A 12,097-nucleotide genomic window follows, 5' to 3' on the forward strand; every position below is an offset into this window, starting at 1 on the left:
TTATAGGTTTTTGTACAACTCTTTGTATATGTTTTGTGTAAATAATCCATAGGAGCATTTTATTCTCGTATAGATAAGTTTTTGTTAATTAAGTTTTTATTGATTAAGCTTTTGTGCGATAAAGCAAAAAACCACGCCGAGGCGTGGTTTTTAAAGTTGTACAAGGACTAAGCTAATAGCAGGTGCAGACAGCCTCTCAATTGCTTCTGCCGTGTTTGGGTACGAAGCGACTGCCACGTAGTTGCGCATGGTCGGGGGCATTCTCCCGCAATACGGCGAGCACTTCGCTGGCGCGGTCATCCATCCCCAGCCCTTTATAACCCTCTACCATCGTGGCGAGGGCGTCGCGGGTGGCGGTCGCTTCGGGGTAGCTCTCTATAACCCAGCGGCCCCGCTCAACGGCGGCTAAGTAAGCGCCGCGGCGTAAATAGTAGTCAGCAACGTGTAGCTCGTGCTGAGCCAGCAGTTCACGCAGGTAAACGATACGCTGCTGAGCATCGGGGGCGTATTGGCTTTGCGGGAAACGCTGAATCAGCTCACGGAAATCGTTATACGCATCCCGGGAGGCGCCCAAATCGCGCTTTGAAATATCGATTAAGCGCAGCCGCTCCAGGCTAAAGCGCCCGGCTTGCCAAGCGGAAAGGCCGCGCAAATAGTAGGCGTAATCAACCTGGGGATGGTCAGGATGCAAGCGGATAAAGCGGCTAGCTGCAGCCCGGGCTTCTTCCCAGTTCTTGTTTTCGTAGTAGGCGTAAATGAGTTCAAGTTGCGCCTGCTCGGCATGTGGCCCGAAGGGGTAGCGGGTGTCGAGTGCTTCCAAGCGCTCAATGGCGATAGGGAAACGATTGCTATCTAGCGCCGTGCGCGCTAACTCATAAAGTTCGCGCTCTTGTACGCCCGCAAATTCATCATCCTCATCAGAGGTTGAGCCATTACTGGCACAGCCTGCTAAAAGGGCAAGGCTCAAGGCTAGGGCGCCAAAGCGGTTGGCAGCGGAAAAAACGCGCATCATCATCCTCGTTGCAAACAAGCCTCAATCACCGAAAAGCGACGATGGCCATAAGTAGAAATGGTAGAATAGGTCGCAGTTAGCCCACTATAAATCACCTCGACGCAAAACGCAGGCTTAGCGATGTTCTGAGTAACGTTTCGTCGGGTGCCGTTAAAGGAAAAGTTTTCATGCCATGGCTAGGTTTTTCGTGTATCGAAGAGGTGCTGCATGTCTCGTATCGTTGAAGCGACGCAGCGGGTACCGGCCACGCTAGCAGGCGCACGCTTTGACCAAGTCGCGGCGGAGTTGTTCAGTGACTACTCCCGCGAACGCCTGAAAGCGTGGATTAACGCCGGTGAATTAACGGTCGATGGCGCAAAACTAAAACCCAAAGCGAAGCTGCACGGTCACGAAATGCTGGTGCTTAAAGCGACCATTGAAGAAGATACGCGCTTTGAGCCCCAGGATATCCCGCTAGATATTGTCTACGAAGACGATGCGGTGATGGTAATTAATAAAGCTGCTGGCATGGTGGTGCATCCTGCAGCGGGAAATCCCGATGGCACCTTGTTGAATGCGCTACTGCATCATCATCCGGCGTTAGCGGAGGTGCCGCGGGCGGGGATCGTCCATCGCCTGGATAAAGACACCACTGGGTTGATGATGGTCGCCAAAACCCTGCCTGCCCAAACGGCGCTGGTCGAACAGCTCCAGGCGCGCAGCGTATCGCGTCAGTATGATGCAGTGGTGATTGGCAAGCCGGTAGCAGGTAGTACGATTGATGCGCCCATTGGCCGTCATCCGAAAGACCGTAAGCGTCAAGCGGTAACCACGGCGGGCAAGCCAGCGGTGACTCATTACCGCGTAGTGGAGCGTTTTCGCGCCCATACGCACGTGCGCTGCACGCTTGAAACCGGGCGTACTCACCAAATTCGCGTCCACATGGCCCATGCCCGCTACCCGCTGATTGGTGATCCGCTTTACAGCGGCCGTGCCAAACTGCCTCCGGGTGCCGCTGAGCCGTTAAAAGAGATTTTGCGTGAGTTTCCGCGCCAGGCGCTGCATGCCCGCAAACTGAGTTTTGTGCATCCGGTGAGTGGTGAAACACTTACTTTTCAGATCGATCTACCCGATGATCTGCTAATGTTGTTGGACTACCTGCGCGAAGACAACGAGACTATGCGATGAGCGATGCGTTTGATTTAAAGCCCACGCTGCTGTTACCCGACTGGCCCGCGCCTGCAAATGTACGGGCGTTCGTCACCACTCGGGAAACAGGGCCAAGCCAAGATGATTTTGCAGCGTTCAACCCAGCGACCCACGTAGGCGACAACACTGATCACGTCGCGCTGTGCCGTCGGTTGATGCATAAAGAGATCGGTGATGAGCGCCCGCTGTTATGGCTCAACCAAACCCATGGTGCGCGCGTGCAGCAGAGCTACCAAAGCGATACGCCGGAAGCCGATGCGGCGGTTGCCAGCAGCAACGACTATGCCTGCGTGGTACTGACGGCCGATTGCTTACCGGTACTGTTTTGTAACCGCCAAGGCACGCAAGTGGGGGTGGCCCACGCGGGCTGGCGAGGGTTAGCAGGCGGTGTGCTGGAAGCCACTGTCGCTGCGATGAACTGTGACCCTGACGATATTTTAGTGTGGCTAGGCCCTGCTATTTCTAACGCCCAGTTTGAGGTAGGCCCTGAGGTATACGGCGCGTTTGTCGCGGTACACCCTGAAACGGCGGACGCGTTTGATCACAGCCCCTATCGCCTGGGCCACTACATGGCAGACCTATATCGGCTCGCGCGCTTTCGTTTAGAGGCGCTGGGGATTCACCACATCAGCGGCGGGCATTTCTGTACCGCCTGCGAGTCGCGCTTTTACTCCCACCGCCGTGACAATGGCAACACCGGGCGCATGGCCAGTGTGATCTGGATCAACTAAGTAGCGCTATTCCTTTATGCTTGTGATGCGGCCCTCTTGAAATGTGTGGAACTGACGCCATTTAACTTGTCAAGCTAAACGTTTTTAGCACATTTAAGACACGTTATTGGGAGACACCGTGCGTCCAAACGCACGGCACCCCCAGGAGGTACTCCATGCGATTCGATAAATTTACTGCCAAGTTACAGGCCGCCATTTCTGAGGCGCAGTCCCTTGCGGTTGGGCACGGCCATAATCAGCTTGACCCTGCGCACTTGCTGCTGGCGCTGCTGGATACTAAAGACACCGGCGTTAAAGCTCTGGTTGAAAAAGCCGAGGGCAGCAGCTCGCGCCTGCGTGATGGTTTGGTGCAGCAGTTAGATAACTTACCCAAGGTAAGCCAGTTCGACGGGGATGTTCAGCCCTCCCGTGACTTCATCAAGCTATTCAACTTAACCGACCGGGAAGCGCAGAAGCGTGGTGACCAGTTCATCGCTTCTGAGCTGGTACTGCTGGCAGCGCTGGAAATGAATTCAGCGATTACCAAGTTGATGAAAGAGGCAGGGATTAACCGCAAATCCCTTGAAGCTGCGATTAACAGCCTTCGCGGGGGTGCTTCCGTTGACGATGCTAACGCTGAAGACCAGCGTGAAGCGCTTAACAAATACACCATGGACCTTACCCAGCGTGCGCTAGACGGCAAGCTGGACCCGGTGATTGGACGCGACGACGAAATCCGCCGCACGATCCAGGTGCTGCAGCGGCGCACCAAAAATAATCCGGTACTAATCGGTGAGCCAGGGGTGGGTAAAACCGCCATTGTCGAAGGGCTGGCGCAGCGTATTGTGAACGGCGAAGTGCCTGAAGGCCTGAAAGATAAGCGCGTTCTTTCGCTGGATATGGGCTCGTTATTGGCGGGCGCTAAGTTCCGTGGCGAGTTTGAAGAGCGTCTGAAAGCCGTGCTTAAAGAGCTTTCCCAGGAAGAAGGCCGGGTCATCCTGTTTATCGATGAGCTGCACACTATGGTGGGCGCGGGCAAGGCTGAAGGCGCGATGGATGCGGGCAACATGCTTAAGCCTGCGTTGGCCCGTGGTGAGTTGCACTGCGTGGGCGCTACAACGCTGGACGAGTACCGCAAATACATCGAAAAAGACGCCGCGCTGGAGCGCCGCTTCCAGAAGGTGCTGGTGGATGAGCCGTCTGAAGAAGATACGGTGGCTATTCTGCGCGGCTTGAAAGAGCGTTACGAGGTCCACCACGGTGTGGATATCACCGACTCTGCGATCATTGCGGCGGCGAAACTGTCTACTCGCTACATCACGGATCGGCAGTTGCCCGACAAAGCGATCGACTTGATCGATGAGGCGGCGTCACGTATCCGCATGGAGCTGGACTCCAAGCCTGAAGAGATGGATCGACTGGATCGTCGCCTAATCCAGCTGAAAATGGAGCGCGAAGCGCTTAAGAAAGAGACCGACGAAGCCACTAAGAAACGCCTTGACGCGTTGAACAACCAGATCCACGAGTTAGAGCGTGAATATGCTGACTTGGACGAAATTTGGAAAGCAGAGAAAGCCAGTATTCAAGGCGCAGCCCAGTTTAAAGCAGAGCTGGAGCAGGCGCGCATTGACCTTGAGCAGGCGCGTCGCCAGGGTGATTTAGGGCGTATGTCGGAAATTCAGTATGGCAAAATTCCGGCGCTTGAGAAAAAGATTAGCGAAGCAGGGGAAGGCGAGGCGGATACGGCCAGCCACCAGCTGCTGCGCTCTAACGTCACCGAAGAAGAGATTGCAGAAGTGGTCTCCCGCTGGACAGGCATTCCCGTCTCCAAAATGTTGGAAGGCGAGCGGGATAAGCTGTTGCGCATGGAAGAGGCGCTGCATGAGCGGGTCATCGGCCAGCATGAAGCGGTAGAGGCGGTGGCTAATGCCGTACGCCGTTCCCGGGCGGGTCTTGCCGACCCCAATCGACCCAACGGCTCGTTCTTGTTCCTCGGCCCCACCGGGGTGGGTAAAACAGAACTATGTAAATCGCTGGCTAACTTCCTGTTCGATACGGAAGAAGCGATGGTGCGTATCGACATGTCGGAGTTTATGGAGAAGCACTCCGTGGCGCGTTTGATTGGTGCACCCCCAGGCTACGTGGGTTACGAAGAGGGTGGCTACTTAACCGAAGCGGTGCGCCGTAAGCCCTACTCGGTGCTGTTGCTAGATGAAGTGGAAAAGGCGCATCCGGATGTGTTTAATATCCTGCTGCAAGTGCTCGAAGATGGCCGCTTGACCGATGGGCAAGGCCGTACGGTGGATTTCCGTAATACCGTGATCGTCATGACCTCCAACATGGGCTCGGATATTATCCAGCGCATGGGCGGTGATGATAACGACTATGAGGTCATGAAGAGCACGGTCATGGAGGTGGTGGGTAATCACTTCCGCCCTGAGCTGATTAACCGTATTGACGAAGTGGTGGTGTTTCACGCGCTGGGTCAAACGCAAATTCAGGCCATTGCCGGTATTCAGTTGGAGCGTTTGAAAGCACGCTTAGCGGAACATGATTTGAGCCTTGAGATCAGCGATGACGCCATGGCCCAGCTGGCGGTCGTCGGTTTCGATCCAGTGTATGGGGCAAGGCCGCTCAAGCGGGCGATTCAAAGCCGGATTGAGAACCCGTTGGCCCAAGATCTGCTGGCAGGTAAGTATGCCCCCGGCGATACTATTCATATCAGCGCGGGTGAAGGGAAATTAATATTTGAGTAATGCATGCGTGGTTACACGCTTAGGCAAGTGATCGCCCTGCGCAATTGAATAGGGCAAAAGCCCCGTTAGCTCTGCTAGCGGGGCTTTTTTAATGGCTTACGGCGACGTTTGTTGCGTTTGTCTTGATCGGAGGTTGACAGGCTGAGGGCGCTAATGGAATCTTGTGGGTTCCTGATTTGCGGGCGCGGAACCAACGGGCAACCCCTAATCCCCGCGCGAAGGGTAGGCAATGGCCTTTACCCGCCGAAGGACTTCCGGGTTTGGGCTAACCGCCCAACCTGGCCAACGCCCCGACACGGCAAACCGCCGTGTGAGGGAGCCACTGATTTATATCGCAATAAATGAGTGCTTCCGATGAGAGTGCAGGCCCTAACCGGGCCATATGCCAGGGTTTGGCATCAGGTGCCGGCAAGGGCCGGCAGCGGCATACCGCCGCACTCGACACCGCAGGATGTCCTGCGGATCGCACTCGAGACCTCTAGGGGAGAAATACAGTGGAACTGCTTTCCGGCGCAGATATGATCGCCCGCTTCTTACAAGATGAGGGCGTTGAGTACATTTATGGTTATCCCGGCGGCGCAGCGCTGCACATTTATGATGCGCTGTTCCGTCAGGACAAGGTGAAGCACATTCTTGTGCGTCACGAACAGGCAGCGACTCATGCGGCCGACGGTTATGCCCGTGCTTCCGGCAAGCCTGGAACCGTGCTGGTGACCTCTGGCCCTGGCGCTACCAATGCGGTCACCGGCATTGCGACCGCCTATATGGATTCGATTCCATTGGTGGTGCTATGTGGCCAGGTAATGAGCCACCTGATTGGCGATGACGCCTTCCAGGAAACCGATATTGTCGGCGTGACGCGGCCCATCGTGAAGCACAGCTTCTCAATTCGGCATCCGTCTGAAATTCCAGAAGTGCTTAAAAAGGCCTACTACCTGGCCGCTACTGGACGCCCTGGCCCCGTGGTCGTCGATATACCCAAGGACATGACCGCGCCCACCGAGCGTTATGAGTACGTCTACCCGAAGAAGGTCAAGATGCGCTCTTATAACCCGGTGACTCGTGGCCACACCGGCCAGATCAAAAAGGCCGTTGAGCTGATGCTGAAAGCCAAGCGCCCAGTATTTTATACCGGCGGCGGCGTGGTGTTGGGCAAGGCGAGTGAAGGCCTGACTGATCTGGTTAAACAGCTCGGCTTCCCCATTACCACCACGCTGATGGGCATTGGTGCCTACCCGCAAAGCGATCGGCAGTGTCTGGGTTGGCTGGGTATGCACGGCTCGTATGAATCCAATATGGCCATGCACCATGCGGATTTAATTATCGCCATTGGCGCGCGTTTTGATGACCGAGTGACCAACAACACGTCGAAATTCTGCCCCACGGCAAAAATCATTCACGTGGATGTGGACCCAAGCTCGGTATCTAAAACCGTGCGTGCGGATGTGCCTATCGTTGGGCCAGCGTCTAGCGTTATTAATGAAATGATCAGCTTGGTGCAAGGCCAATCAATTGCGCAGCCAGAAGCGCTGAGCGACTGGTGGCAAAAGATCGATGGCTGGCGCGCCGAGCGCGAAGGGAAGCTCTACGAGCCCTCCAAACCAGGCGAAGTGTTGAAGCCTCAGGAAGTGATCGAAGCGCTGTGCCGTGTTACTCGCGGTGAAGCCTACGTGACCACTGACGTTGGCCAGCATCAGATGTTTGCGGCCCAGTACTACAAGTTCGACAAGCCTAACCGACTGATCACGTCGGGCGGTTTGGGCACCATGGGCTTTGGGTTCCCTGCGGCCATGGGCATCAAGCAGAGCTTCCCAGATGACGACGTTGTTTGCGTCACCGGTGAAGGCAGCTTCCAGATGATGATGCAGGAACTCTCGACCTGTAAGCAGTACGGCATAGGCGTCAAAATTGTAAACCTCAACAACGCATCGCTTGGCATGGTTCGCCAATGGCAGGATCTGAACTACAAATCCCGCCATGCGCACTCTTATATGGAGTCGCTGCCAGACTTCCATATGCTGATTGAGGCGTACGGATTTACCGCGATCACCGTGAATACCCTTGAGGAGTTGGAGCCGGCGCTAGAGCGTGCCTTTGCCAACAAGCATGAGCTGGTGTTCCTGGATGTGAAGGTTGACCCTTTTGAGCACGTCTATCCGATGCAGGTGCCGTTAGGTGCTATGCGTGACATGCTGCTGTCTAAAACGGAGCGTACCTGATGCGTCATATCATCTCGATTCTGATGGAAAACGAACCGGGTGCGCTGTCACGTGTGGTCGGGCTGTTCTCCCAGCGTAACTTCAACATTGAAACGCTGAACGTGGCACCGACGGAAGATCCGTCGCTGTCTCGCTTAACGGTCACTACCATTGGCGATGACCGGGTGATCGAGCAGATCACTAAGCATCTTAATAAACTGATCGATGTGGTGAAGCTGGTCGACCTGACCGAAGGTAATCACATTGAGCGGGAGCTGATGCTGGTGAAAGTGAAAGCGTTAGGCGCTGCTCGCGATGAAGTTAAGCGTACGGTGGATATTTTCCGTGCACAGATCGTCGACGTAACGCCAAGCCTTTATACCGTTCAGATTACTGGCGACGCGGGCAAGCTGGATGCTTTTCTTCAGGCCATGGCGCCGGTAGGCATTCTGGAAGTGGCGCGTACCGGGGTATCCGGTATTGCTCGCGGCGATAAAGTGTTGTCGCTGTAAGTCGCGCTTTGCCGCTGTCGTTGTTCGTTGTACCAGTGAGAAGCCGCCCTTTGTCGGGCGGCTTGTTTATGAGTGATGCCCTGCCACCAAACGCGTTAACGCGCGTTTACCGCTGCCCAAAAAGCATCAATTATCGGGTTTTTTAACCGCCGATTGAGTACGCAAAGCCCTACATCGTAGTGGGGTAGCTCGGGTTTTACATTTAGCACTTGCACACGCTCTGCCAGCGGGCTGTTATCTAACACTATTTTCGGAACCACCCCTACGCCAAACCCCAGCCCAACCATGCTCACAATCGCTTCGTGACCCGCTACCTGGGCATAAATGCGCGGCGAAATGCCCATCGCTTTAAACCACGTATTCGCAAACTCTCTGGAGAGCCCGGCTTCCGACAAAATCATCGGCACGTGCTGCCACTGTTCGGCTGTTGAGCTTTCGGGTTTGCGCGGTAGCCAGTGGTGGGCTTCTGTCGGTGCAATAAACAGCAGCGGTGAGCGGGTTAGCGATTTAAACGCGAGCGCGCTGGGGGGAATACGCGGGCGAGGGGTAATCGCCATATCGTCTGCGCCCTCTAGTACCCGTGACATGGCGTCAGCGGGGTCGCCAGTATGCAGTTTGAGTTCAATGCCGGGATGGCGAGTGCGCACATCACTTAATAATTCATACAGAAAGCTGTAGCTGGCCGTCACCGAGCAATAAATGCTGATTTCACCGCTCAGCTGCGCCGTGGTGGCTGCCAATGTACGCTTTTGCGCTTCCCACTGCTCTAGCGTCTCTCGGGCGTAGTGTTGGAACGTACTGCCTTGAGAAGTGAGCGTCACATGCCGGTTGTCCCGCTCAAACAGGCGAGTGCCTAGCTCAGTTTCCACCTGCTGAATAGAGCGGCTAAGCGTCGAAGGGCTAATATGGCAAAGCTCGCTAGCGCGGCCAAAATGTAGCGTCTCTGACAGAGTGACCACGTGTTTAAGTAGGCGGAAATCCATAGTAACCCTCAAACCATGCGTAATTTCATAATATGAAATAGTGTGTTGCAAACATAGCGTTTTACGCAATAGGCGCACTGTCGTAGAGTGGCCTCAACGCCGAATCCCAGTGCTGCACAAGACGGCACGGGTGGCCATCAACGCTGACACGCGTCATGAAAATCATCACCATACAATGATCACTTTTTGATCGAATACTATTTTTGGAGCTGCGCCATGCACGTTTACTATGATAAAGATTGTGACCTGTCCCTTATTCAAGCCAAAAAAGTCACCATCGTTGGTTACGGCTCTCAAGGGCATGCCCACGCCAACAACCTGAAAGAGTCTGGCGTTGACGTCACCGTCGCGCTGCGCAAAGGTTCCTCTTCCGCTGCTAAAGCAGAAGCGGCTGGTTTAAAAGTGGCTAGCGTACCGGAAGCGTGCAAAACCGCTGACGTGGTCATGATTCTGGCACCGGACGAAAACCAAAAGGCTATCTACGAGCAAGAAGTCGAGCCGAACCTTAAAGAGGGCGCGACACTGGCGTTCGCCCATGGCTTCAACATTCACTACAACCAGATCGAGCCGCGTAAAGATCTCGACGTGATCATGATCGCGCCGAAGGCGCCGGGTCATACCGTGCGCTCTGAGTTTGTTAAGGGTGGCGGTATTCCTGACCTGATCGCTATTCACCAAGATGCATCGGGCAATGCTAAAGAGCTGGCGCTTTCCTATGCGGCAGGCGTTGGTGGCGGCCGTAGCGGTATCATCGAAACAACTTTCAAGGATGAGACTGAGACCGACCTGTTCGGCGAGCAAGCGGTTTTGTGCGGTGGTGCGGTTGAGCTAGTAAAAGCCGGTTTTGAAACCCTGACGGAAGCGGGTTATGCACCGGAAATGGCGTACTTCGAGTGCCTGCATGAGCTTAAGCTGATTGTTGACCTGATGTATGAAGGCGGTATCGCTAACATGAACTACTCCATCTCCAACAATGCGGAGTACGGTGAGTACGTTACTGGTCCTGAGGTGATTAACGATGAGTCGCGTGCAGCAATGCGCAATGCACTCAAGCGTATTCAAACGGGTGAGTATGCCAAAATGTTTATTCAGGAAGGCAGCACTAATTACCCGTCCATGACCGCACGTCGCCGTCTGAATGCTGAGCACGAAATTGAGCAAGTGGGTGCTAAGCTGCGTGGCATGATGCCGTGGATTGCCGCTAATCAGCTGGTTGATAAATCGAAAAACTAAGTGGTTAACGGCTAGTGCATTAACTAGAACCTCGGGGCGCGCATTGTCGCGCCCCGAGGCGTTTGACGTTGCATGCTGCAATTGACTGGCTGAGTTAGCGCCACCGTGTAGAATGAAAAGAGATCACAGTTCTTGTGGCTTCACTTCAAACGGATGATATTTATGACCCAGAATGCTCGCGATCAAGAGCACGAAAAGACCCCGCAGTCAGCGTCTCAGAAAGGCCAGAAGGCAGCAAGTAGTGACGAGGCGGTCGTTCAAGGCGATGTTGGGCACGATGCTTTTAGTAATGACACGGTTAGCGACGATGCTGTAAGTAATGAAGATCTCGCCGCCGTTTTCTTACGGGAAACTGAGGTCGTTGAAGAGGCGGTTGAAAACGGCAAGAAAATCCGTCGCAAAGGTATTTACTTACTACCCAATCTGTTCACCACGTCTGCGCTGTTCTCAGGATTCTTCGCGGTGGTAGCAGGTATTAACGGCGAGTTCACCTCCGCCGCAGTGGCGATATTTATTGCGATGGTGTTGGATGGTTTGGATGGCCGTGTAGCCCGGATGACCAATACCCAAAGTGAGTTTGGCGCTGAGTACGATAGTCTAGCCGATATGATCTCGTTTGGAATGGCGCCTGCCTTGGTGGCGTTTACTTGGATTCTGCAAGATATCGGTAAAACAGGCTGGGTCGTGGCGTTTCTCTACGTAGCCTGTGCAGCCTTACGCCTGGCGCGTTTCAATGTGCAAATCGGTAGTGTTGATAAGAAGTGGTTTATCGGCTTGCCCAGTCCGTCAGCGGCGGCGCTTGTGGCTGCTTGTGTCTGGACCTTCCACAGTTTTGATGCAGATGCTTTTGGCTTCAAGTTGCTGATGCTGTTTGTTGTTGGTGCTGCGGGTATCTTGATGGTCAGTAATATTCGCTATTACAGCTTTAAAGACCTAGATTTTAAAAAGCCAGTGCCTTTCGTGGTGCTTTTAGCAGTGGTGCTAGGGTTCGTTATGATCTCGGTCGAGCCCTCAGTAATGCTACTACTACTTTTTGGTGCCTATGTGGCTTCTGGTCCGGTATTAGCTTTGATGCGCAAGGCAAAAGCCAAAAGTTGAGAATTTTTCGACTTATTTTCAACAAAGCCCTTGCCAAGACGGCGGCGAATCCGTAAAGTACGCATCCGCTGCCGGGGGCGCCAAGCGTTACCAGCGGTGAATGAAGGTGAAAACCTTCGGTTTGTCAGTAGGTTAGAGCAGTTGTGTGGCTCGCCTCGTTCGCTGGATTCAGTCACTGAAAACAGCGGTTGACAACCACCAGGAAATGCGTAGAATACGCCTTCCTCGCTGAGGCAAGCCAGTTCAACGGCAAGCCGGTTATTAGCGAAACGCTCTTTAACAATTTGATCAGGTAATTCATGTGGGCGCTTGCCGATGAGGGTGATAAATCACCAAATATCAAGGCAAGCGGTCATGAAAACGTAAGTTTGAATGAATTCGTTTGAACCTTGAGCCAAGTTTGATGC

The 12,097-nt window shown here is 54.2% G+C and carries 9 protein-coding genes; 7 read left to right on the forward strand and 2 right to left on the reverse strand.

The window, feature by feature from the left end:
• Positions 1-196 precede the first annotated feature (196 nt).
• Positions 197-1,009, reverse strand: a complete 813-nt coding sequence (locus MOY_RS15620; RefSeq protein ID WP_009101669.1) for an outer membrane protein assembly factor BamD — start codon at positions 1,007-1,009, stop codon at positions 197-199.
• 210 nt (positions 1,010-1,219) lie between these two features.
• On the opposite strand from MOY_RS15620, the gene rluD reads away from it, so the two are divergent.
• The 5 genes from rluD to ilvN all read left to right on the forward strand — a co-directional run bounded on the left by rluD (position 1,220) and on the right by ilvN (position 8,376).
• Positions 1,220-2,179: a 23S rRNA pseudouridine(1911/1915/1917) synthase RluD gene (gene rluD / locus MOY_RS15625; protein ID WP_009101671.1), complete on the forward strand. Its 960-nt coding sequence runs from the start codon at positions 1,220-1,222 to the stop codon at positions 2,177-2,179.
• Entirely contained in the window at positions 2,176-2,931 is a 756-nt protein-coding gene (pgeF, locus tag MOY_RS15630) for a peptidoglycan editing factor PgeF (protein WP_009101673.1), read from the forward strand. The genes rluD and pgeF overlap by 4 nt, the downstream gene beginning before the upstream one ends.
• Before the next feature lie 155 nt (positions 2,932-3,086).
• Positions 3,087-5,666: an ATP-dependent chaperone ClpB gene (clpB, locus tag MOY_RS15635; protein ID WP_009101675.1), complete on the forward strand. Its 2,580-nt coding sequence runs from the start codon at positions 3,087-3,089 to the stop codon at positions 5,664-5,666.
• A 494-nt stretch (positions 5,667-6,160) separates the two neighbouring features.
• Positions 6,161-7,885 (forward strand): acetolactate synthase 3 large subunit, encoded by a 1,725-nt coding sequence (locus MOY_RS15640; RefSeq protein ID WP_009101677.1) that lies wholly within the window; start codon positions 6,161-6,163, stop codon positions 7,883-7,885.
• Entirely contained in the window at positions 7,885-8,376 is a 492-nt protein-coding gene (gene ilvN / locus MOY_RS15645; RefSeq protein WP_009101679.1) for an acetolactate synthase small subunit, read from the forward strand. Before MOY_RS15640 ends, ilvN begins: the two co-directional genes overlap by 1 nt.
• 95 nt (positions 8,377-8,471) lie before the next feature.
• Here ilvN and ilvY read toward each other — a convergent pair whose 3' ends face one another.
• Entirely contained in the window at positions 8,472-9,359 is an 888-nt protein-coding gene (gene ilvY / locus MOY_RS15650) for an HTH-type transcriptional activator IlvY (RefSeq protein ID WP_009101681.1), read from the reverse strand.
• Between the two features lie 216 nt (positions 9,360-9,575).
• Between ilvY and ilvC the strand changes: the two genes are divergently transcribed.
• Entirely contained in the window at positions 9,576-10,592 is a 1,017-nt protein-coding gene (gene ilvC, locus MOY_RS15655; RefSeq protein WP_009101683.1) for a ketol-acid reductoisomerase, read from the forward strand.
• 162 nt (positions 10,593-10,754) lie between these two features.
• Entirely contained in the window at positions 10,755-11,690 is a 936-nt protein-coding gene (gene pssA / locus MOY_RS15660; protein ID WP_009101685.1) for a CDP-diacylglycerol--serine O-phosphatidyltransferase, read from the forward strand.
• Positions 11,691-12,097 lie beyond the last annotated feature (407 nt).

Source organism: Halomonas sp. GFAJ-1, assembly GCF_000236625.2.
Taxonomy (GTDB): Bacteria; Pseudomonadota; Gammaproteobacteria; order Pseudomonadales; family Halomonadaceae; genus Vreelandella.